The sequence below is a fragment of the Cryobacterium sp. TMT1-62 genome (assembly GCF_004403145.1).
In the GTDB taxonomy this organism is placed as follows: domain Bacteria; phylum Actinomycetota; class Actinomycetes; order Actinomycetales; family Microbacteriaceae; genus Cryobacterium; species Cryobacterium sandaracinum.
The window spans coordinates 42,566-66,653 of sequence record NZ_SOGZ01000033.1 but is presented as its reverse complement, the minus strand read 5'-3'; the positions used below and the strand labels follow the sequence as shown (position 1 = coordinate 66,653).

The following is a 24,088-nucleotide window of genomic DNA, read 5'->3' as shown; positions in this document are numbered from 1 at the left end:
CAACATGAGTTCAACCACCACGAGGGTCGGATCACCGTCAACGATGAAGGGTCTGTATCCCCCCACGAGCAGCACGCCGCACATTGATCCGAAAGGGGTGGACATCGCCGAGACGATCCTCCTTCCGGGGGACTCGCTACGAGCAAAATTCATCGCCGAGACCTACTTCGACGACATCCGGTGCTTCAACGAGGTTCGTAACATGTTGGGCTTTACGGGCACTTACCGCGGGCGTCCCGTGTCCGTAATGGGCACGGGTATGGGCATCCCCTCCATCTCGCTCTATAGCTATGAGCTGATCCACTTTTTCGGGGTCAAGAACCTGATCCGGGTGGGCACCTGCGGCGCCATGCAGAAGAACATGGAGCTCTACGACGTAGTTATCGCCCAGGGCGCGTCGACCGACTCCAACTACCTGCACCAGTTCAACCTGCCCGGTTCATGGGCGCCGCTGTCGTCGTACAGGCTGCTCGAGCACGCCAAACGGACCGCCGACGAGCGCGGTCAACGCACCCACGTGGGCAATGTGCTCTCGTCCGACCTGTTCTACGGCGCCGATCCAGACGCCATGGGGAAGTGGATGAAGATGGGCATCTTGGCCGCCGAGATGGAGTCGGCAGGTCTGTTCGCCAACGCCGCGGCCGGGGGCGTCGATGCGCTTGGCATCTTCACTGTTAGCGACCAGCTCGTCACCAACGCCAAGACCACCCCCGAGGAACGGCAGACCGCCTTCACAGGAATGATCGAGATCGCGCTGGAACTGATCTGATGAGCAACGCGACTCACGCCAAGCGTCCAACCCCGGTCTTCACACCGACCCGGGCCGTTCCTATCCTGCTGTTTCTCTTCGTGTTTTCGCTGGTGCTGGACAACGGCTTCAAGTTCATGTCGCCGGCGCTGGCGCAGGACCTCAACCTGCCCGTCAACACCGTCAGCCTGCAAGCCACGCTGACCGGCATCCTGATCGGTATCGGTGCCGTCGTCTACGCCGCGCTGGCCGACTCGATCAGTATCCGGAAACTCATCATTTTCGCGATCCTCGTGATGACGATCGGGTCGATCGTCGGCTTCATCTTCCAGGCCAACTTCTGGCTGGTCCTAATCGGCCGGCTGATCCAGACCGCCGGTCTGGCGGCCGCCGAGACCCTTTACGTGATCTACGTCACCAAGCACTTCAGGGGCGACGAGCAGAAGAAGTACCTGGGCTTCAGCACCGCAGCCTTCCAACTGTCGCTACTGATCGGCACCGTCGGCAGCGGCTTCATCGCCACCTACATCGGCTGGGCGGCCTTCTTCCTGGTCACGTTGCTTTCCCTGCTGACCATCCCGCTCGTGCTCCGCACGGTTGCTGCGGAGGAAACGAACGACAGCCACGTGGACGTGCTCGGGCTTTTCCTGATCGCGGTGTTCGCCACCGGCATCATCCTGTTCATGCAGAACTTCAACCCCTGGTACCTGGTGCCAGTCGTCGCGGGGCTGATCCTGTTCATCTGGCACATCCGAACCAACGACAACGCCGTGATCACCATCGCGTTCTTCGCCAACGCTCAATACTCGCTGATGATCATCGTGGTATTCGTCATCTACTCGGTCCAGCTCGGCTACACCTTCCTCTTCCCTTTCCTGGTATCCGACATCTACGGCTACAACCTGGGTGAGGTCTCCCTGCTGCTGATCCCCGGCTACATCGCCGCAGTGATAGTCGGCTCGGCCACCGGCAAAATCGCCCGGTTCCTCACATCCAAGCAGGCCATCACCACGGCGTTGATCGTGATCACCGCCTCGATGCTGATCCCGGCTCTGGTGGTGGACAAGTGGATCGGGATCTTCGTGATCTCGATGATCTTGTTCGGGATGGGCTTCGCGTTGATGTACGGCCCCCTCGTGTCGACCGCCATTGGGCGGGTGCCGGTCGAGAACTCCGGTATCGCCATCGGCTTCTACAACCTCACCATCAACATGGCAGTGCCGATCGGCATCGCCTACACCGCAACCCTGATGAACCTGAAGCCCAACCTGCTTGGGGGGATCGCCGGCACCGACCAGGCGGCCTCTTACGGAACGGTGTTGTTGATTCTCGCGGCGGTCGCCGCCCTCGGCCTGGTGCTCTACCGCGCCTTCGTCGCGGTCCTGGAGCGCCAAGGCGAACCCGAACCCGCACCCGTCACCAACTAAGGACACACCATGATTTCGACCCCCACCGTCCCCCTCAGCGCCGCCATGGTCGCCCAGCACATCGACCACACCCTCCTCAAGCCCGAGGCCACCGCAGCCGACGTGACCGCACTCATCGCCGAGGCCATCAGGCTCGGCACCTACTCGATCTGTGTCTCCCCGTCGATGCTGCCGCTCACGATCCCCGCCGGCACCGACCTCAAGGTCGCGGTCGTCTGCGGTTTCCCCAGCGGCAAGCACCACTCCGCCATCAAGGCCGCCGAGGCCGCCCTCGCCATCGAGCAAGGAGCCGACGAGATCGACATGGTCATCGACATCGGTGCCGTCAAGGCCGGCCGTTTTGAAGACGTGCAGGCTGACATCGCGGCCGTGCGCGCGAGCGTTCCGGCACCGAAGGTACTCAAGGTGATCATCGAATCCGCTGCGCTGACCGATGCCGAGATCGTCGGCGCGTGCCAGGCATCCGTCGCCGCGGGAGCCGACTTCGTCAAGACCTCCACTGGTTTCCACCCCGCCGGCGGAGCGACCGTGCACGCGGTGCGCCTGATGAAGCAGACCGTGGGCGACCGAGCCCAGGTGAAGGCCTCGGGCGGGGTACGCAGCTTCGACGATGCCCTGGCCATGATCGAAGCCGGCGCGACCCGGCTTGGTGTCTCGGGCAGCGCGGCACTGCTCTCCGGTGCGTCTTCGGCCGAAGGCGCTGGCAGCTACTGACAACCGGCCGGGCTCGCACATTCCATCTTGTGTAAGCCCGGCGCGCATGTTCTTACCGGCCCGCCGAGACGTCGATCAGCACCTTCCCGACAACGCCGCTCTCGACCAGGGCATGGGCATCCGCCGTGTGCGCGAGGTCGGTGCGGTGCAGGGGCAGCCCCGCCGCCTCCCCCACAGTCAGTGCGCCATCGACGAGGGCCGCGGTGATGTCCTCGGCCGCCGCCCGAATCACGTCGGCACCCACCGTGTAGAGCAGCACGAACTGGTAGCGCACGTTGAGGCTGAAGTGCTGGCGCACGTCGAGCGTCACCTGGTCGCCACCGTTGTTGGCATAGACCGCGATCGACCCCCGATTACAGATGACGGCCAGGTCGAGCCGCGCATTCTGGGCCGGCGCGACCTCCACGATCAGGTCCACCCCCTCCGGCGCGATCGCCCGGATCTGGGCGACGACATCCGGGTCGGTGTAGGTGAGCACGTGCTGCGCGCCGGCCGCCGTGGCGAGCGCCGCCTTCGCCGGACCGCTCACGGTCGTGACAACGGATGCCCCCGCCCACCGGGCCAGCTGGATCGCCGCGTGCCCGACCGCACCAGCTCCGCCGGCCACGAGCACCACCTTCCCGGCTAGGGCACCCGGGTGCAGGCGCCGCGGCCCGTCTTCGGCCACCGTCAGCGCCCGGTACGCCGTGATTGCCGGCACTCCGAGGCTCGCGCCCTGGTCGAAGCTCGCATTCGCCGGCAGCAGGAAGACGCGCTCCGCGGGTAGCACGGCGTGCTCCTGGGCCGAACCGCTATTCGCGCGCTGGTACGCGGCGAGCGCCAGCCACACCCGGTCGCCCACCGACACATGTTGCACCCCAGCGCCGACCGCCTCCACGATGCCGGCACCGTCCTGGCCCGGCACCACGTCGTCGAACGCCAGCGCCTGGCCCGGTGCTGAGCCGAGGCGCGACTTCCAGTCGGTAGGGTTCACGCCGCTGACCACGATCCGCACCTGCACCTCGCCGGCTCCGGGTTCGGTCACCGGCCGATCGACGAGCTGGAGCACGGACGGGTCACCGGTCTGGCTGTACACAATGGACTTCATGTCAGGGGTAACACGGGCGAGGGTGGAATGTTTCCCTAGCGCTCTGTGCCTGAGTAATAAGAGTTGTTCACCGGCACAAAGAGTCTCCGCCAGGTACCGGTTCAACATGAATAACCTGGTAGACCTGCTATGTGTACTCGCCCGAAATCGAACAGGATCTTCGCGTCGCCATCTTTCGCTGGCTCGATGATCGTCAACTCTGCGGGCAGTGCGAGTTCACCCGCGATGAACTCTTCAACTTTTATATCGGTGACATCCGCCTCCCGCTGATCGATCGCGGGAGGGGAATCCGAAACCCAGTCGACTTCGAATCCACGTTAAGCATAATGACGAGCGTGGACAGCCCTTATTCCGATGAACTCGACACGGCTGCGTTCGTCAAATATGACTACCGAACTGCGGAGCGCAGCGACAACACCAAGCTGAAGAAAGCGTTTCAGGTCCAGGCGCCCCTCATTTACTTCGAAGGCATTCGCACCAGTGTTTACGTCGCTCATTACCCGGTGTACGTCGTTGCGGATGACCCGATAAAGAGGGTCTTCACGATCACCATGGATGAATCACTTCGCTTCTTCGGCGATCCCGCCACGCTACCGCCGGACCAGCGGGCGTATGCAGAACGGACCGTCAAAGCCCGTCTTCATCAGCCGGCCTTCCGAGCAAAGGTCATGCACGCCTACGCGAACACCTGCGCCATTTGTTCGCTCAAGCACGTCGAACTCCTGGATGCTGCCCACATCATCCCTGATGCCGATCAGGACGGATTCGCCAATGTGACCAATGGCCTGTCTCTCTGCAAAATCCACCACGCTGCCTACGACCGCAACCTCCTGGGGATTACACCGACTTACGTCGTTCGCATCAATAACGCTCTCCTCGACGAAGTCGACGGGCCGATGCTCCGCTACGGGTTGCAGGACATGCATGGAAGGACGTTGACGCTTCCCCGCCGTCGCGTCGATCGGCCGGCTCCCGATGCCCTCGCAAGACGGTACGAGGAATTCGCGGCCTGACAATCCTTGGATGTGCACACTCGATAAAGTGCAGTGTAGACGCTAGGCCTACGCCTCGGGCTCAACCGTCGTATTCGAGCGCCCTTCGAATACCGCTGCAGCAATCGTGTCCGCGACTTCTGCGGCTCCTTCGTGCGCCCAGAACCGCAGTACCCTCCACCCCGCCGCTTCGAAGGCGCGAACGGTATCGGCATCTCTCACCTTGTTCCGCTCCACCTTGGCATCCCAAAACTCCCGGTTGGCGGCGGGACGCGTGTAATGCAGCGGGCAGCCGTGCCAAAAACACCCGTCAATAAGTACCGCGATCTTCCGGCGCGTGAACACGATGTCTGCGGTGCGGCGCAACTCCGGTAGCGGCCGGTAGTTCACGCGGTAGCGCAGCCCTCGCGCGTGCAGCAGCCTGCGGACGGCGAGTTCAGCACTCGTGTCCCGCGCTTTGTTACCTTGCATCGATCGGCGCGTCGCCGGACTCGACGCCCAAGACATCGGCCTCTCATTCATCACATCCATCGTGACACTCCAGCGCCGACAAAGGAGACTCCGGTCAGTCGATATCCATGAGTGTGTTGAGCGCCGCGAGCGACCGGAACCGTTGCCGCAGCTTCGAAGCGAATTCAGGATCACGAACCAACACCCCCACCTCGAGGTTGCGATGAGCGGCTGCCTCGCTGAGATTCGCGCTGGTGACAAATGCGGCGGCAGAGTCAACGATTACTACCTTGGAGTGCTGCAATCCGAATGACCCGTCCGGCACGTAGGTGAGGAATCGAGCCCCCTCAAGCCTCTTCAGCAGCTTCGCCGCAGTACCTGACATCTTTTCGCTGCCATCCACGAGGACCGTGACCGTCACTCCCCGGGCGATCGCACGCCACAGTGCCTCGACGAACGGTGACCCCAGCGTCGCAGAGTAGGTCGACGCGAAAACGTCCTCTGTCGCCTCGTCGATCAGGTGGGCGACAGCCGCGGTCGTGTGGTCACTGTCGCCGTCGAATGACGGCCCGCTCCACACCGCTCGCGGCGGGTTCGGAGCATTCGCCCCCGCTGCGGCGAATCCCCGCAACGCGGAGGCGAGCACCGCAGAGTCTCCCAGACGCTTCAGCGCAGCGCCGAGAAGCGGCGCTGCTGGGTGCGATGTACCCGGCAGCGTCGCGATCGCGTAGTCCAATCGGCCGTCGATATCCAATGACGCAGCAACGCTCGTCGCTTGTGTCGGTGACAACACCTTCGCGAGCTGCACCAACGCATCTGCCACGGCTATTTCGCCCCGAAGGCTGCCAGCACCGGCTGGAAGAGCCCGTCGACCACATGCTCGGGCCCGGCATTGAGCGTCAGCGCGAAGCGGCGGTCGAGGAACCGGTTCGCCTTCTCGCACGATGTCTCCGACACGAACACGCAGAAGTGGCAGGCCGCTCCGTGCAGGAAGTCCTCCTGACCGCTCGGCACTCGGTGCGCGCAGATGGGGTCAGACGAGCACCGTTCTGCCCGCCGCAGGGCGTCTTGGAACACGCTTGCCAGCCGCTCGGTGCGAGCCAAATCCACCAGGCCCCCGAGGGTGCCCTCGCTGTCGGGCGATGTCGTCGCGATCAGGATGCCGGCCGCCGGCTTCCTCTCGTCGGTCTCCCGCCAGGCGTAGAGGCGCTCGGTGAGTGAGGCCGACCCGTACCCGCTCGACATCGCCATCTCACGGATGAGCAGGTGGGACATCGTGTGCAGCGCCCAATAGCGAGGCGGAGGCATCCGATCGGCCGCGATCATCTCCACCGCAGTGAGGCTCTGGCGACGCTTCACATTGCGCTCGTTCGCTGCCATGTGGGCCTGCCACACCTTGGACTCCAGAACTTCGCTCTCCCACGCGCGGACCGCATCTTCATCGAACCGGAGGAACACCCCCTCGCCGCGGTCTTCCGTCGCCGGCACCCATGTCGGCTTGCCCGACTGCACCAGAGGAGCAATCCGACTGGGGGCGTCCCCCACACGGTCGAGAGCGTCGATACGGGTGAATCCGATGAAAGCGTTGGCCTTCTTGACTCGTTCAACGGCGACCACATGCGAGGTCACCGGCTGCAAAGCGGATGCCACGTCTACCGGCCGCACCCGGAATCCAGCCTTGCGGTCTTCGCTCTCGAAGTCCTCAGGGTGCACGAGTGTGTCCCACTCCGGCTCCAACAAGGTGATCGGGTCGAAGCTCAACGGCGTCGCAGCCGCGTCTGCACCGGCGACCGCCTGTCCGCGAGCGACCAGAATCGCCTGCCAGAGCGCATCATCTGAGACCCCCTCGAAGAGCGCGCGGACGTCCTTGGGCCCGTACTTGCGCCATCCGATCAGGTCCTCGAGCGACTGCACGTCGATGAATGTCGGGGCGGGCAGCCCCTTAACAGTCACTGCGATGTCGGCCGGGGTGAGGTGCTTCCGGGCAGGCAGGACGAGCACGCTCACAGACGCCGGGAACCACTGGTTCGCCGCTCCAAGCAGCATGAGGCGCACTTCGGCCTCGCACGGCTTGTTCTTGGGAGCGTATGTCGGAAGGTGCGGATGCCGCCCCCGGCAGTTCGGCAGCATCTTTTCGCCACCGGCGCGGGTGAGCTCCGCAATGTTGCGGCTCAGGTCGCACGCCACGCATCTGATGGTCACCTGCGGACCCAGGTTCGATCTCCACTCGACCATCCGCAGCTCCGGCTTGGGTGCCTTCGAGCACTTTCCGCCCCCCTCGTCGGCTCGGTGCAGCCACTCCACGTAGGGGAACTCGTCAAGGTGCCCATCGGTGCATGCGATCAGGTATCGGGCAGGCACCGCCAAGCGCGGGCGCGCGTCCAGCGTTCCGAGCTTTTGGCCCTTCTTGGGTCGTCCCTTGCAGTCCTTGTGCACGAACTGTGCTTTGTCGGGGCGGTGCTTGCTCTTGTTCACGAACTCGAACTTCTTCGATTCCGAGATGGGTGCGAGCAGGTCGCACCCCGTGCAGCGCAGCCACTGCGGGAATACTCGCGTCGGGATGCCGATCGGCGTACCGCTCTCGTACGCCTTCTCCGGAACCCAGGGCGGCTGTCGCAGCTCATCCACTTGATGCCCCAGCTGGCCGCGCACGGCGGTCAGTAGGCGTTCCACCAAGACCAGCTGGGGCTTGCCCTGCCGGGAGTAGGCGAGCTCCCACGCGTCGAGGCCCTGGGGCATGACCGCAAGGTGCGGCATGTCGACGGTTGCGCCGATGCCTGATGTGTAGAGCAACGAGCTCGGGCGGACCGAGCCGACGCGACTGTTGTTCTTCGAAGGGATGTCGTCGAGGTCGCCGAACGGGTCTGCGACTTCGCCGGCCACAGTGATCGGCTCCTGCACTACAGCGGTCGTTTCCCCCACCTCGGTCATTTCGATTCCTTCTTCGCAAATACCCATTTCGGTGCGGCGGCCGTGATCGGCTCCGCAAGCTTGCCGGCGAAAGGCGTGACCAGCAGGTTGATCTCCGGCTGGACCTCGCGCATGGAGTTCGCCACTTGAAATAGCCGACTGTGCTCGTCAGGTACGACCGTCTCGGGGCTTACGAGCAGTGGCGAGACGATCTGACCACCAGCCACCGTGTCCCTCTGATAAGTGAGCGCGCCCGACCATTTGTCTGACTCGTCGGTCCATTTGTCCAGGCGGAGGATCAGTTTGCCGCGTGCTGCCTCCGCCACGAGATCATCCTGGCTCGCGACCGCTATGCGTTTGACGATCCGGTCGACTAGCTGGTCGACGAACGGCCGCCGGATCGCGATGGAGCCTGCCCCAGTTTCCGACGACAGCGAGGGAATGTTCCGCTCGTCGGCGACGCGCGCCGCCGAGACCAACAGGCCCGTCAGCCCACGCTCAAGGGCCGCATCGGAGAACGGCGTCACCGACAGAGCTTCGACGTGAGCATAAAACGTCTCGTGGTAGTGCTGGAACTGCTCATAGTGAGCCATGTCTCGCGGCCGGGAACGGTTGGCGAGTGTCACCACGAGGCCGGGCTTGGAGGCTTCACGACCGACCCGCGACGACGCCTGAATGTACTCTGCAGTGTTCTTCGGCTGGCCGACCACGAGCATTAGCCCGAGGCGTGGCACGTCCACGCCCACTTGCAGCATGGACGTCGCGAGCACGACGTCGTAGGGGAAAGCGTCTCGCGACTTTAGCTTCTTACCCGCAGCCTTGGCTGCAGCTGCTAGAACGCCGTACTGCCGCTTTGCCTGCGTCGTGTCTCTCTCGGGATCGAATGGCACCGCGAGGTTGGTCAGCGTCGCCGAGATTTCCGACGACGAAATGCGCGACGTGAGTTCGCCGATCCGTAATCCACTCGAACCGCGGCGAGGGTAGCCCGAGTCCCTGTCGGGGTTGCTGGTGCGAGTGACGATGTCGTCTTCGAGATACCGGCGCATGCCAGCGAGCTCGCGGGTCGCAGAGAAGTAGTCGACGAGGGTCGCATACGGCTCTGCCGGGTCGCCGTGCTCGTCGAACAGCTTCTGCCCGGCGAGCAGCAGGATCTCACTGACCCGAATCTCGGCGAGCGTCAGCCGCGCACCGTGCGCGCAGACGCCGATGTACCGGCGTCCGGGCTTCGCCGCGGTGATCGGCTCTTCCGTGGAGAAGAAGGTGTCGGTGACCGAGAGCACCTGCGGTGGGAAGATCTGCACCCGCCGCGCGTAGAGCTTCTGCACCTGGTCGCGGGCGTTGCGCACGGTCGCCGTCGATGCGATGACCAGCGGCTTGACCAGCGCCGCCTCGTCAGCTGTGCCGATCTCCCACGTCGAGAGGGTATCGACGGCAGCTTCGAACAGCCCTACGGCCGTACCGAGGGCGCCGGTGATGAGGTGCAGCTCGTCCTGGATGATGAGGTCCGGCGGCCGCAGGCGGTCGATAGGCTTGACTGACGCTTTCGGGTACGTCCGGCCTCCTTCCACCTTCGACGCGTGGTCCTTGGCGTTGCACACAGTCGAGGCGGTGTCCGGATGCTTGTAGCCGTGCCGCTCGCACCGCTTCGACACGTACCCGAACAGGCTCGCCGCTTCGCCTTCGCGGGCGAGCCGCGCGAACTTGTCCACGGTAGCAAGAAGGAACGTCGGCGGATTCCGGTAGATCTCGTCATCGACGGTAAGCACAGGCAGACCGTCCACGACACTGCCGCCGGCGGAGAATGGGCAGGTGCCGAGCTTGTCGCCGCAGTACACGTGGATGCGCTGGGTTGCCTTCACGGCGACGACATCCGCCTTCGGATTGATCGGCGTGCCGCACCACGGGCAGCTGCTGAATTGAAGCACGGTGAGCCCGTAGGCCGAATTCCCGTCGTCGTTGCGTACGTCCTTGACCTGCTGCTCGGCCTCGGCGAACCGCTTCGGGCTCACGCTCGAGCCGACCCAGAGTCCGATCCGGAATGGTTCGTCTCCCCATATCGCGGGGTCTTCACGGCGTACGATCTCGGCCGCGCACATCAGGGTGGTCGCACGCAGGAACTGCTGCGAGGTGAGCAGCCGCAGCGTGTATCGCATCAGCACGGCCACCCCGTCGCGACCGTCGATCACCCCGCCAGGCGTCTCGATCACTCCCTGCAGGCGACGGATGCCGAACGTGAAAGCCGCGAGCCCGAGATAGGCCTCGGTCTTGCCACCACCGGTCGGGAAGAACAGCAGCTCGGCCCGGGGCATGTCACCGGACCGCCGCGGCACCGTGGGGTCGACGATCGACGACAGCTGCATCAGGATGAACGCGAGCTGGAACGCGCGCCAGGAGGCCGCGATGTCCCCTTTGGACTCGATCGCCGCGGTCGCCTCGGCCGCCGTCAGGGTCCGTTCAGCGGCCCGGAGTCCCGCGATCTGGGAGCGGATGCGCTGATCGCGCATGGTGCGGTTCATGAACGCGAACGCCTGCCGCGCCTGCGCACTGTTCGGGGCGTCCGAGGCGGCGTCGGTCAGGAGGGCGAGTCCCTCGCGGAGGCGCTTCAGAGCGTCTTCGCCGTCCTGGAGGCCGCTCTCCGCGACTTCGTGCAGATGCTCCGGAAGCGCCTGCGCATCGACCCGCCGCCTGCCAAGCCAGTCCTCGTAGCCGTCGATCAATGGCGTGAGGTATTGGTCGAGCTGTTCTGGGGCCGCGTCCATCAGCAATCGCATGCTCATCTGGGCGCCCGCAATCGACGGCGCGAGCGTTTGCGGCACATCTGCGGTGGGCAGCCAAGTAGTGCGCACAGCGACCGCACGACGGGAGTCCGGCTCAGGCAGTGTCCACGTGGCGGAGGCCGTGCGACCGACGGCGAATTCGAGGCGGTCGCGGTAGAGCAGGTCGAGCTGCAGCACCTCGGCATCGCCGAAGTCGCGCGCACTGTCGAGCGCATCTCGAGTCGGCCGGAATACCGCCTGCCCGTCGGCAGCGGTCACCTCAAGCTCGGTCTGGAACAGCCACACGCGAGGCGGCAGCTCTCTGCCGGTGACCTTGGTGTTCTGCAGTGCGGCTTCGACCACGCGTACGCCGTCGTGCTCGAACACCTCGACCGAGATGGCGACGTGGCCATCGACGATCACCTTGGTGAGGGTCTCGCTCGTGCCGATCCTCGATATATCGATCGTCACCGGCTTGTCGTAGGGCGTGCGGTCGTTGTAGGTCTTGGTGTAGCCGTCTTCGTCGGTCTCCCGACGGGACTCGTATTGCCCCCACCTTGCAGTGAAAATGAGGTTGTTGTCCTTGGGACCGACCTGGAACCGTAGCCCCATCGACGAGGGCGCGATGAGCTTGGACTCTGGGCCGCGGTCCTCATCCGTGTCGGTGCCGCCTGCGTCGGAGATCGTCTCGTCCGCTTCTTCGAGCACGCCCTGCACGTCGCGGCTCGCGTCTGGGTCCACGACCGCCACGCCTTCCGAGTCGCGGAAATCTTCGGGGCTGTCCGCGTCGTCCGCGGTCAGGCGCCCGCGCACCGGATTTGGCACTGGTTCGTCGTCGCCGATCGCGACGGGCGCGAGAGCTCCGACGAGGTACCGACCACGCGGCGTGCCGCTGATCGTCTCGTCGAGTTCGCCCCACGGGCCCATCAGGTCGCGCTGGAGTAGGTCGATAAGTTCGTCGCGCACCTCGACGGAAGTCGCCGGGGTGCCGGAAGTGATCTCGGTGGTCGTCATCTAGAACATCGCTCCTTCTGGGACTGACTCAAGGTCGACTTCCATCTCCCGGATAGAGGTCGCCTTGCCATCGTTCTCCGCCTCCAGCGCCGCCCGGCGGTGGTTCTCCTCTAACAACCGATCAAGGATTTCGACGCGGGCGCCAGGACTCACTGTGAACCGTTCCATCTGGCGGTAGGTGTGGAAACCGTGGTCGAGTGGGACGTCGGTCCATCCGTAGGCCTCCATGGCCGCGTGGTCGATCTCGACGTGGATCTCACGGAGACGGTTCACATCAGCATCTGCAGTGATGATCGGGTTGTTAAGAAGGCCATAGAGCGGCGTGAGCCCCATCTGGCGGCGTTGCATAACCTCGCGGCGTTCGCGATCCAAGATCTCGCCCGCCTGACGCATACGGCTCGTCGAGTTCGGACGCGGGAGTGTCTCGAAGACGTCCGAGGGCGTGTATCTGGGATCGTTCCTCATCCCCGACCCGTACTTGATTGCCCAAGTCTGGTGCGGCATGGACGATAGCATTGCCAAATCCGCGAAATCCTCGGTTGCAAATATGCCGAGCGCGTGGCTGAAAACTTGGTCCGCCATAACTCGCATCGGCATCACCGTCTTGCTTACGAGGGTGATTGCGATCACGTGCCGCAGGCCGGCGATTGCTCTATAGAGACCGGGTCGTTTCTCCCCGTAGTGCCACCATCGTTCAGGCAACGGCTTACGCAATGCATATGTCCCGTCAGGCTTGAGCCGTTGCCTCTCGGGCTTCACCCGCGCGAGAACGCGTTCAAACGGCAACCTATAGCGCTCAGCTTGCGACAACGGCCAGTCGGAGAAGTTGATGACTGCCCGGCTTCCGTCAGCAGACGGCCGAGAATTGAGATCCTCCCCATTCATGTAGGGGCGGATCACTTCCGCATTCGCCGACGACGCGGCAACCATTACTGCCGCCTCCTCGGGAGTCAAAACGAACCCTGAGCCAAGGACGATCGACCCTTGGAAGACGAAACGGGCATTCTCAGCCAATCGGACAGGCACGCCTTCCACCCTTCCCTGTGGCTCAAGCAGCGTCGAGATCGAGTGCACGAATGTACCGTCCGAAACCGGCCGAACGGATTCACCGAGCGGGCGCAGCGAACCCCACACAGCCGCGTATTCAAGGTTTGCGCTCCGAGCTGGCCAACTTGCGCTCTGGACGCTCCGGCGAATCACCATCCCGGCGTCGACAATCTGGTCAAGGCCCACCTCCCGCGTCGCGCCCTGACCGATCGTATTCGTGGCAATAAGCCCGAGCTGACCCTGAACCGGTACGAGAAGGTCATAGGCACGAAGGAAGAAATATGCGACGAGGTCAGCGCTTCCCCGAGCCGACCGAGCGATGACATGAACGAACCAGTCACGAACATTCGTGCCCATCGCTCCCGTCAACTTCTGGCCGCCAAGGAATGGTGGGTTTCCGATGATCGCGTCGAATCCTCCGTGTTCCACAATCACATCCGGGGCTTCAATCACCCAGTGCAATGGTTTCCAGCGAGCATCACCGGTTTCAACAGCGGGCGTGAGCCCTGCCGTGAGTAACAATTCGAGTCGGGCGCCTTCCCCCGTTGTTACGATCGGTGGATACGCCGTGTAAAGAGCGTCGGCTAGCTCGTCGTACCTTGCTTCGAGGGCGCGCCCTGGCTTGCCTCCTTCGAGCAGCCCGGCCGCGATGATGCCGTCAGCGACGTCACGTAGCTTCGCGGTGACCGCGCGCGACTCTTCCAGGAGCTTCCGCTTGGCGCGGGAGGACCTCATCCGGTCGGCGTCGTCGACCTGGCCGCTGGAGAGTTCCCGGCGCAGCTGCGCGGCCTTCTCGAGGTCGCTGTCGACATCGAGTTGCAGCAGCTTCGATTGGACAAGTTGGCTGTGTCCGGGGTCGATGTGCTGTGCGCGCAACTGACGCTCGGTTGTGACGCCGAGCAGGGAGTTGCCGTGAAAGACACGGTCGTCGACGAAGGAGAACGGCTTGCCTGGGTCCATGGAGACGAGCCACAGGGAGAGCTTGCACATCTCGACGGCCATGCCGTTGATGTCGGCACCGTAGAGGCAGCGGGCGACGATTTCGCGGATCGCCCAGCGTTTGACGTCCTCATTCTCCTCGGCGGTCAGGCCTTCCTTCGACCTCGCCTCGATGAGACGCGCCGCGAGGTAGCGCGCGGCGGCCACGAGGAAAGCGCCGGACCCAACGGCGATGTCCGCGACCTTGAGGTTGAGGATCTCGGTGGAGCTCTTCAGCACCCAGTCGTCCTTGTTCTCGGTGTCGAGGGGCCCTGGCGAGTAGACGAGCGGTTCGAGCGCGTGCAGCACCACTTCCTCCGCGAGCGAGCGCGGGGTGTAATGCGTGCCCGTGTTGGCGCGTTGCGGCGACTCCGTCATCACCAGGCCACCTGCGGGCACGACGTAGGGGAAGTCGCGCAGGTCGTTGCGGATCAGAGCGTGCAACGGGACAAGCTGGTCGACGATCTCGGTGTGGCCGAGCAGCACGTACCCGAGGCGGGTGCGGGCGTCCGCGGCATCCGTCTCATCATCGGCCTCGTAGGCTTTGGCGATCTGCCGTGGCGTCGCCGGTTTTGCAGTGGCCTGGGACTTGCCAAGGTGATCCGTCAGCTTCTTAGCAAAGTCGATGCCGCTGGAGGCAGCATCCGCAAGGTCACTCAGCTCGGCGAGAGCGATCTCGGGTTCATAGCCGCTCTTGCCGTGCAGGCCGACGATGACATCGGTGGTGTACTCGGCGGAGTAGCCGAGCAGTCCCTCGTAGACGTAGCCGATCTGCTCGACGTCGAGGTCGCGAAACGACAACTGGCGGGCCTCGCCGCCGACGTGGGCGATCTGCACAGCCTGGAGCACCTTGAGCATGACCCGGTCGGAGACGCGCACGGTAAGTAGCCCCTGCGCGTTGGTCGAGCGAAGCCAGGGGAACCGGGTGGGGTCGAACATCGAGCCGCCGTAGGCCGGCATGCGGGTGTCTTCGAACGTGGCGCCCGAATAGATGGCGGTGCTCGCCGCGAGCAGGCGATGCCAGGTCTCCCACGTGTGATCGAGTGCCTCTTCGGTGTCGTTCTGCGCCTGGCGCTCCAGATCAACGCGAACACCGGCGATGGCGTAGGAGTCGCGATACATCTGGTGCTGCGGCAAAAGCCCGCGCTCCTCTGCGAATAGGAGGAATATGACCCGCATCAGCACCGAAACGGAGGCCTCATAAACCTCCTTGGCGTCATCGGGCAGCGGTGATTCCTCACCGTTCGCGAGGGCACGCAGGTGTGATTCCGACATGGCCTGCAACACGAGCTCGACCGCGCGACGCACCTGATCGCCGAGGGCCTCGGTGATCGCCTCGGCGCTGGCGACGCTCGCCTCGAACAGCCTCGGGAGGCGTTTCTCCGGGGCACCGCCGGCGATGGAGACGAGGCCGGCAAGAGCGAAGAAGGCGTCGCGACTGTCTCTCTCCTCGCGCCAGATGAGCGCGTCGAACACACCGCTCGCGGTGGTGACACCACTGACCGATGAGACGACTCCCCACCAGCGGCCGTCGGTGACGAGGCCAACGGTGACCCCGGTGTCGCGCAACAAGGCGGCGGTGCGATCGATCGAGTCCGCGGCCCAGCCATCGGAACCGAACCGGCGGAGATCCTCCGTCGGGTCCACGACCACGACGAGCGCAGCAGGACCATGGCCGACGTCGAGCGCGGCCCACGGGCGAACCCTCACATCACCATCCGGCGAACCTGCGACGAGTGTGGGATCGGGGTTCTCGACGAGGTACTGGCCCCACTGCAACAGGTCACGCAGAACCGCGGTGACCCAGCGGTCGCGCCAGGCCAGCCCACCAGAAGCATCCGCTTTGCCGTGACGATTCGTCCATGCCTTGGACCAGAGCGTGTGCTCATACACGAACGTGCTGTTGACGTCGTCGATTGCATTGAAAGGCCGGTCGAGCCCCGACGGGAACACCGACTTCAACGCCGCCTTGGAAAGGAACGGCCCATCGATGTCGACAAGGGACAACCACTCCCACGGATCCTTAATTGCCACGGGTCTTCCCCAGTCTCTCGGCGTCGGCCGGGCTCAGTGCGAAAACGACCGCGGCAACGAATGTGTGCGGCTGCAGGTTGGCGTACCGTCGGGCGACCGCGTTGCGTTCGTCGCGCTGCTCCTCCGTGAGGACATCAAGCCGGCGGCGGATGTTCGCAAGGTCTTTCTCGCGCTGCTGCTGTTCCTCGTGGAAGAGCATCTGCTCGACCTCGCGCCTGCGGACCTCGGCGTTGTCGAGGGTGCTGGCGAGCGTATGCCGGAACCGGGCGAACACCTCGTCGACTCGAGCGAGGTCTGCGATCTTGCGCTTGTCTAGATCCTGCTCGATCGCTCCCCGCAGTCTCTGCGCGCGGGAATCCACGGCGGCGCGGACACGCTGACGGATACCGCCATCAGCCTCGCCGTCCTCGTTCCAGAGGTCGGCGAGCGCGACCAGAATACCCGGTTTTGGAACGGCGAGCCTGTCGGCGTCGAGCGCCGTGACAAGTAGCTCTTCGGCGCTTTCGACTCCGATTTCCTGGCGGCGTCTGAGCCTGGTTCCGGCGAGGAAGACCTCTTCGTGGAGGCGAGTGCCGCCGTCGCCGACGACGACCAGGCGGGCGACACCGGCGACAAAGGACTGTTCCAGACCGTCGACCACGACGGCGCTCACGCCGTGGATGTGGTTAGAGCGGGTCCATATCTGTCCGCGCAGTTCCCGCGCGGCACGCTGGATCAGCGGGTGCCCGAGGTGCGCGTAGACGATGTCGGTACGCCCCTTCGCGTCCTTCCCCTCGAAGGTGATGGGGCGCGCGACCTCCGGGTGCAACCGAGTGTGCAGCCCCTCGAGACCAGGCGTCCAGGTGCGGTCGAGGCCGGAGGGTAGCGCGAAAAGCTCGGCCTGTTCCTGGTCGTCGACCACTTCGATCAGGCCGGGCTGCCCGGAGACGCGGAGTCCCGTCTCGAGTACGCGGCGCAGGTTGCGGTCGTGGAGGTGCAGTCGATCGCGAGATCCTTCGAGCCGGTCAGCGAGCTCGGTCAGCTCGCGGCCAAGATTCTGCTCACCCTGAAGAGCTTTGGTTATGATCTGTTCGCCGGAGCCCTTGACTGGCTTTGGCCGGCTCGGCAGGTTGCCGTAGCCGAGGTCCCGCTGAATGTCGGGGTCGATAATGTCGCCAGCCGAGCCCAGGTCTTCCTGCACGCGCGAGATCTTGCGAGCGACCCGGGCGAGGTAGTCGGTGTCTCGAGCGTAGTTCGATGCCGTATCGGACTTGTCCTCAGGGTCGGGATGGTAGACCTGCGGTCGCTCAGTCTGCCCGTACCGATCGATGCGGCCGATGCGCTGCTCAAGCCTATTCGGGTTGAAGGGGATGTCGTAGCTGACCAGCCTGTGGCAGTGCGTCTGCAGGTCGATGCCCTCGCCTGCGGCATCCGTTGCGAGGAGGATGCGCACCGGGTCTTTCGACGGTTCCTCAGTGAAGCGCACGCGGATGAGTTCGCGCTCGTCGGCGTCTGTGGCCCCCTCAATCACTGCAAGCCGGTCGCCCCCGAGGTCGAAGGCGTTGAGCACGTCGCGGATCCAATGAAGTGTCGCGACGTACTCGGTGAAGATGACGAGACGCCCGTTCAGCCAGGTGCCATCGGGAGTGAGGAGCTGCGCGCGGATTTGGTTGATGAGTGCCTGCAGTTTTGTGTCCGGCAGCGACATAAACCGCGAGCCCCAGTCGATGAGCCACTCAAGGTCCGTGACGTCCTCATCTGTCAACGGGACCTGTGCGCGCTGGGCGCTGCGCAGGGCCTCAAGCTCTGGCTGTTCGGTGCGGCCTTCTTCTTCATCGGAAGCCTCGTCGCCCAGCACTTCGTCGTAGTCGGGAAGATCAACGTCATCATCACCGCGCAGCCGTGTGGCGAGGTATGTCTCCGCTGTCGCGGCGAACGCCGTCGGCGAGGAGAAGAACCGTTTCTTCAGAATCAGCGTGGCCAGGTCGGCGGCCCGCTTGCCCTTGTCTGCTTTGACGGCCTTGTTGCGTCGCGTCGTGAACGCGATCAGCCGGTCATAGGCTTCGGATTCGCCCGCACTCGGCTGGAACAACATCGCGTGCACTTCTCTGAGCTGAAATCCCTCGTTCGGAAGGTCCTTTTTCAACCGGCGCACCGCCACCTGAGCCAGAGCCTGTGGGTCGAGGTCGGCGCCTCGGGCGAAGCGCTGCGGGTCGACCATCTCCATGAGCGCGGTGAATGACTCTGTGTAGCCGTTGTGAGGAGTGGCGCTGAGGAAAAGTCGGTGCTCGCACCGCCGCGCCAGTTCACGAACGGCGACCGTGCGCTGGCTGTCGACCGCGTAGCGGTTCGTGTCGCTACCGCCACGAGAGGGAGCTGCAGGGGCCACGTGGTGAGCCTCATCGATGATCACGACGTCGAAGGCGTAGCGGTCGGCGATGCGCTTGTCGTCTGCGCGCGCGTAGACATCGCGCAGAAGTCGCTCGGCTCGCGGGGTCGGAAGCCACGACATGGAGACGATGACACGCGGGAATACGACAAACGGGTTGGCATGCACGCCGAAACGACGACGGAAATCGCGCATAGTGTTCGAGTTGACGATTTCAAAGGTCAGCCCGAATTTCTCGGACATCTCTTCTTTCCATTTGATGACCAGGCCCGCGGGGCACACGATGATCACCGAGCGAGCGCGATGCCGGAGCAGGAGCTCCTGAACCACGAGGCCCGCCTCGACCGTCTTTCCGAGGCCGACGTCATCGGCCAGAAGGAGGTTCGCGCGGGGCGCCTCAAGGGCACGGCGGAGCGGCTCGAGTTGGTAAGCCTCCACAGTCGCGCTGCTTCGGAAGGGAGCCTGCAGCGTGCGGGCGTCAGCGGAGGTCAGCGCACCCCAGCGGAGGGCGTCGACGTACGCAGCGAATGTCGTGGGGTCGTCAATCCGAGTCGGATCGATGGTGACGGGTAGGCCCTGCTCAAGGATGACGCCTCGACCCGGTTCCAGCTCCCAGACCACCGTGAGCTCACGACCGTAGTGCTCTTCTTCGATGGACTGGAGCGACACCGCATGCTGGAGCTCGGCGGTGCCATCATCCGCGCTCGACCGCCGGAGTGCCTGCTGCGCCACATTGGTGACGATCCATTTTGCGCCTCTAACGCTCGCGAGCCGGCCGACTTCGGGTACCTCTGTGGTCGTCGTCGTGCTGCGTGCGTCAAGCTCTATCGTCACTGATTCCCCCATGTTGCCAACTTCCCCTCCACAAACGATCTCACATCAAGTTTCTACACAACGCCACCGATATCAGAGCCCGGAGTAGGACACGAGGTCTCTCATGAAGTCGGGATCGTAGTTCAAGCTGCTGCGTTGCAGTCGTGTCGTGAAGCCCCGCGCCGCTTTCTGCGAGAGCGGGCGAGATCCTCGCTCACGCAACAGGCGAGCAAGCGAGGTCTGCCGATGCAGGGAACCGGTAGTCAGTGCGTCGGGGAGTTTTCCGTTTATGCGGCGACCGTCAACGAGCGCGCCGGACCAGCCCCATCCGTCACCAGCTGTCATCCGCCCCGCGAGATCGACCGGGCCCAGGTCGTCGTAGGCCTTGAGACCCTCGGCGATCCAGCGAACCACGGGCACCGCGACCGCGTTACCGACCAGCTTCCAGCGATCCCGTTCGGGAGCGGCCTTGGTCCATCCTGCGGTGAAGCCCTGGAGCATCTCCAGCGCTTCGATCGACGGCGTCCGGAATCTTTCTTCGGCCTCGACGGCCGGCAACCAGACAGCCGGAGAGGTCGGAATTCCAGCAGTCGTCGATCCCTTGATGGTGGGCACGACACCAATGCCCCAGCCGACGCCCCGGTTGCCCTCGGACCAGTAGAAGCCATTCGCGTCAGAACGCAGGCGCGATGGTGTGACACCCGCTGGAGGCGCTTCATTCAAGTCCCGGAACAACACTCGAGACGGGTCATGATGACGACTCGCGAGAATGAACACGCGCTTGCGTCGTTGGGCCACACCGAAGTACTGGGCGTCGAGGATGCGGTATGACCACGAGTACCCCGCCTCTGTGAGGGTGTCGGTGATGACTCGGATTGCATTGCCTTGCTTGAGCCGCAGCATATTGGGCACGTTCTCCAGCAGGACCCACTCGGGCTTCGCGATGCGGACCCGCTCAAGTACGCCGAGGATCAGGCCCGATGCGCTGCCGTCGAGCCCTGCCTGCTTGCCGGCCTGCGACAGGTCCGTGCAGGGGAATCCGGCGACGACGAGGTGCGCATCGTGCATGTCGTTGGGGAGGTCGCGAACATCGGAGTGGAGAACGGTTCCTGGGATGCGGTTCGCCAGCACGCTACGCGCCGGTTCCCAGTTTTCATAGGCGTGGACGGGCCCGGCGAAACCAGCCTTACTCAGCCCACGCTCGAAACCTCCGATGCCCCCGAACAAGCTCAGTATCGGGGCGTCAGATTGCATCTTTCGAGTATTTCAGACGCTGGGGACGTTAGCCGTGCGCAGCGCCGCCTGGTCAGCTCCTGCGGCGATCGTCTCAGCCAGGCGACGGATGTTGTCGAGTAATTTCTCCGGTGCCGCATTGAGATCGATCGCATGGCAGAAAAGAGTCACCTTCGCTTCACTGACCACGTGTTCAGCGGGAGACTCGTTGCCGGCCGCGTAGACCAAGTGCCCCTCTGACAGACCATATCGAATGCAGTACGCCAACACTTGGTAGAGGTCGGCGTTCGGATGTCGCCCGTTCTTTTCTGCTTTGTACTTTGCGTCAATTGCCGCCACTGTCATGCCGCGACGCTGCCAAACGATGTCCGGTCGAATGGAGACTTTCTCACCCGCATCCAGATGATCGTTCAGCTGGGACTCGACCTCCCCGCCAAACTGAGACAGTGCAGCGCTTAAAGCCGACGACACGAAATCTTCGTAGATGGTCCACATATCGAAAAGAAATGAGGTCGCTGTAACGGCGCCTTCTCGGTGCTCTAGCGACGCGTTGTTCAGGATGAGCACGGCGAGGCCGATCGCATTCCGGTACCGCTCATTGATCCGCGTGAATCGAACTTCCGGCAACGGGGCGCCCGTGCGAATCAGACTGACCTCCCGCAGTACGTCACGGATACGCCGCACCGCCTGCCGAGTTGGCGCGGGGAGACTCGGCATGCGCAACAACCGATCTGCAGCGGCTAAAAGTAACTGGTTCTCAGCTATGTCAACTGTGTAGTCGTCATAGGTCACTCTGACCGGCAGTGGAAGGCCCGCGTCTCGAGTTATCTGCGCCGCGATATCCAACCGACCACGGATGACAGCCGCTGATTCGGAGACTGATCTGTATCCCTGGAGTACTCCACGACTGATCGCCCGCCCGACCTGATCAGTGAACGCTCTACCGATGGTGGTGAGAAGGTCGCTCTCGCTATCAAGGTCGATTTCGCCATGGCGCCAGAATCTCTGGTCCCGAGCGTATGTCATCATGAAAAACAGGCGCGCGATGGGGATTTTCGGCTGCAGATCAACCTGATATTCACCGATCCGGATTACGCCGACCTTGCGCACGTTGGTGACGTTCCACACGCCCGGTTCATCCGCAAAGCACGTCGCGATCTGCTGCTGATTCAAGGCCATGGCAACGTGGGCCGGCATTCGAATCCGCTTGGATTCGCTGCTCTCATGGAGGAGGATTCGCGGCATTGTCAACTAACCACATGATCGTCCATGGCCGATGTCTGGGCGTGTGAAATCACAGCGTCGACCGCAGCAGCTCGCACGGCGGGAAGTCCGTAGCGTGTGGCAACGTTCGTGTCGTCGCCATAGTGGTGTTCTTCAAGAAGAGGCAGGATGTCGGTCTTCCAGATTGACGCGAGCCGCGCCTCAGGGAGCTTGTGATCGGAGGGCATGAAATACGATGGGCCGATCCGCAAATCCGATTTGACGAGCAAGCCATTCAACGCCGCGAGAAGCCTTGCCGGCTCGGTATCCATGTTGTTTGCCACCAGCCATCTGTCGAGCACGGACCTTGTTGGCTGGGCATCCGGGCTCAGCTCAATGAATGCAAAACGCCGTCGCATCGCGGCATCCAGGAGAGCTATGGAACGATCGGTCGTGTTCATCGTGCCGATAATGAAGAGGTTCTCCGGCAGAGTGAACTGATCATCTCCATACTGCAGGCTGATGCGCCTGTTCCGGTACTCAAGCAGAAAGTAGAGCTCCCCGAAGATCTTCGCGAGATTCCCCCGGTTGATCTCATCGATCACCAGCACGTAGTTGAACTCTGGATTGTCAATCGCCTGGGTGACGATGCGACGCAATGGACCCGGTTTGACTTCGTAGGTGAGTACCGCGTCTTTCAACGTGGGCCGATAGCCCTCGAAAAAGTCTTCGTAGGAATAGCTGGGGTGGAACTGCACTAGTTCGGTGTTGTTCCGTTCGCCCGCGACGTGCTGCGCCAGCGCCAGCGCCAGGAACGTTTTCCCTGTTCCGGGCGGCCCATAAAGAATCACCTGACGCCTCCGTTCCAGCAATTCGAGCTGGTCCTGCAGCCAGGTTTGATCCATATGCAGATCCGCTACAAGGTTTGGGCCCGCGGCTGGGAAGCCCTGCCTGGTTGGAAGATACGGGTCTACTACCGGATCTGGCTTCGGCTCCGGAACGGGAACGGGAACGGGAGTCTCCTCGAACATCCAGCGTTTGGAGAGAAGCGGGTCATAGAAGTTGACGGGTTCATGTGACTTGCGCTGCAATTGCAGAATGATCTCAAGAAGATCACGGTCGATATCGTCACTCGGCTCGCGTATTTCGCCTATGAACGCCTCTCTGATCAGCGGTTTGTGTGCCTCCGAAACGATTGGTGGAAAGACCTCGGGATGAACAAGGTAGAGAAGCGAGTTCCGCTGAGAGGAAAAGACGTTGCCGCGGATTCCGAAGACGAACTCCTTCCATTTCCAAGCATCAGTCAACATTGATATCCGCTCGGTATCCGACAGCTCTATCCACGCGTCGACGAGATGAATCAGGAGCACTGTAGCTGGGAACAAGCCGTTCGCCATGGCCTGGCCTGGATTAAAGACCCCCGTTTTGAAAGCCCTCAGAAGCGGGGCAGGTATCTGCACGGGATGGTCCATGTAGGAAAGAATCGTCTCGATGCGCTGCTGTTTTGCGCGAGCGCCGATGGCTCCCTTGTGGATTGGAAGCAACTGCCACGTCACGAGTTCTGCCATGAGCAGGCGCGCGTTGTCCGAGGCGGAAGCGAGTTGCACTCCGAGCTTCTCGACGAACTTGCCTGGCTCAAATTCTGGCGCGTAGACGAAAACAGCAAGAAGCTCGTCAATCGCGGAGCGATTCCATACGGATCGTCCTGGAGAGAACACGGAGTCACCCTCCTGTAGCCCGTGGACGACGAACAGAGAGGCCGCCTCGCGCACGCGTTCTTCTTCCAAGCTCCCCGGCACGATCACCGTGCGCAGGAGTTCAGCCTTCTTGGCCTTGGACTGCGCGCTCCACTCTGAGTACTGAGCGCGAGCCTCGCGGCTGAGGTCTTCGGGATCTGTGAATGTCTCAAGAGCCGACAGACCTTCCTCGGAGATTTGCCAAGTCTCGTCTGTCCCGTCGATCTTGAGCAACCATCCGGCTTTAGCGAATTCTGTGCAGGCCCAGGCGAGGTTGTTGATCCCTCGCGGGCGCCCACCGCTGAGGACAACTTGCTCTTGATCTTCCAGCGGGATCGCCGCCATCACTTTGTCAAAAACGCCCGACGCATTCGATCCACCCGCTATTCCTTCGGGATTGTCCCGAAGCAGCTTGAGCACAGCCTGAGCGCGCAGAGCCCTGTTTTCATTCGCCGTCATGAGTCTGACCCTAGCGTCACCGGTCAGATCCCCCTCCGCTTTCCGCACGACCGCCAATTGCACTGAGTCCTACCGCAGTGCGACTTGGCTTGACAGGGAGTCGCTCCAGGTGGGAGCGC

Annotated in this window: 14 protein-coding genes; 4 read left to right on the top strand and 10 right to left on the bottom strand. The window is 63.3% G+C overall.

The window, feature by feature from the left end; translation table 11 throughout:
• Positions 1-4 precede the first annotated feature (4 nt).
• Genes deoD through deoC form a run of 3 tightly spaced genes read left to right on the top strand, consistent with a single transcriptional unit; the run spans position 5 to position 2,889 of the window.
• Positions 5-769: a purine-nucleoside phosphorylase gene (deoD, locus tag E3T34_RS09310; protein ID WP_241977378.1), complete on the top strand. Its 765-nt coding sequence runs from the start codon at positions 5-7 to the stop codon at positions 767-769.
• Positions 769-2,175 carry an MFS transporter gene (locus E3T34_RS09305; protein WP_134342811.1) on the top strand — a complete coding sequence of 469 codons (1,407 nt, stop codon included), beginning with the start codon at positions 769-771 and terminating at the stop codon, positions 2,173-2,175. Before deoD ends, E3T34_RS09305 begins: the two co-directional genes overlap by 1 nt.
• A gap of 9 nt (positions 2,176-2,184) precedes the next feature.
• Positions 2,185-2,889, top strand: coding sequence for a deoxyribose-phosphate aldolase (gene deoC / locus E3T34_RS09300; protein WP_134342810.1), 705 nt, complete (start codon positions 2,185-2,187; stop codon positions 2,887-2,889).
• Between the two features lie 52 nt (positions 2,890-2,941).
• Here deoC and E3T34_RS09295 read toward each other — a convergent pair whose 3' ends face one another.
• Positions 2,942-3,976, bottom strand: coding sequence for an NADPH:quinone reductase (locus tag E3T34_RS09295; RefSeq protein ID WP_134342809.1), 1,035 nt, complete (start codon positions 3,974-3,976; stop codon positions 2,942-2,944).
• A gap of 131 nt (positions 3,977-4,107) precedes the next feature.
• Between E3T34_RS09295 and E3T34_RS09290 the strand changes: the two genes are divergently transcribed.
• On the top strand, positions 4,108-4,989 hold the full coding sequence (locus tag E3T34_RS09290) for an HNH endonuclease (protein ID WP_134342808.1): 882 nt from the start codon (positions 4,108-4,110) through the stop codon (positions 4,987-4,989).
• Positions 4,990-5,037: 48 nt separating this feature from the next.
• Here E3T34_RS09290 and E3T34_RS09285 read toward each other — a convergent pair whose 3' ends face one another.
• From E3T34_RS09285 to E3T34_RS09245, 9 genes are read right to left on the bottom strand one after another with little or no spacing between them, the layout of a single operon-like run.
• The gene (locus E3T34_RS09285; protein WP_134342807.1) at positions 5,038-5,499 is read right to left on the bottom strand and encodes a very short patch repair endonuclease; all 462 of its coding nucleotides are present in this window, start codon (positions 5,497-5,499) and stop codon (positions 5,038-5,040) included.
• 34 nt (positions 5,500-5,533) lie between these two features.
• Complete coding sequence (drmC, locus tag E3T34_RS09280) at positions 5,534-6,226, bottom strand: DISARM system phospholipase D-like protein DrmC (RefSeq protein WP_206750600.1); 693 nt, start codon at positions 6,224-6,226, stop codon at positions 5,534-5,536.
• 17 nt (positions 6,227-6,243) lie between these two features.
• Positions 6,244-8,349 (bottom strand): DUF1998 domain-containing protein, encoded by a 2,106-nt coding sequence (drmB, locus tag E3T34_RS09275; RefSeq protein ID WP_134342805.1) that lies wholly within the window; start codon positions 8,347-8,349, stop codon positions 6,244-6,246.
• Entirely contained in the window at positions 8,346-12,098 is a 3,753-nt protein-coding gene (gene drmA / locus E3T34_RS09270) for a DISARM system helicase DrmA (protein WP_134342804.1), read from the bottom strand. Before drmA ends, drmB begins: the two co-directional genes overlap by 4 nt.
• Entirely contained in the window at positions 12,099-16,157 is a 4,059-nt protein-coding gene (locus E3T34_RS09265) for a DNA methyltransferase (RefSeq protein WP_174843133.1), read from the bottom strand.
• Positions 16,147-19,371 (bottom strand): DISARM system SNF2-like helicase DrmD, encoded by a 3,225-nt coding sequence (drmD, locus tag E3T34_RS09260; protein WP_134342803.1) that lies wholly within the window; start codon positions 19,369-19,371, stop codon positions 16,147-16,149. The genes E3T34_RS09265 and drmD overlap by 11 nt, the downstream gene beginning before the upstream one ends.
• A 60-nt stretch (positions 19,372-19,431) precedes the next feature.
• Positions 19,432-20,592: a DNA cytosine methyltransferase gene (locus E3T34_RS09255; protein ID WP_134342802.1), complete on the bottom strand. Its 1,161-nt coding sequence runs from the start codon at positions 20,590-20,592 to the stop codon at positions 19,432-19,434.
• 12 nt (positions 20,593-20,604) lie between these two features.
• A complete protein-coding gene (locus E3T34_RS09250) occupies positions 20,605-21,816 on the bottom strand; it encodes an McrC family protein (RefSeq protein WP_134342801.1) in 1,212 nt (403 codons plus the stop codon).
• 2 nt (positions 21,817-21,818) lie between these two features.
• On the bottom strand, positions 21,819-23,969 hold the full coding sequence (locus tag E3T34_RS09245) for an AAA family ATPase (RefSeq protein WP_134342800.1): 2,151 nt from the start codon (positions 23,967-23,969) through the stop codon (positions 21,819-21,821).
• Positions 23,970-24,088: the final 119 nt, after the last annotated feature.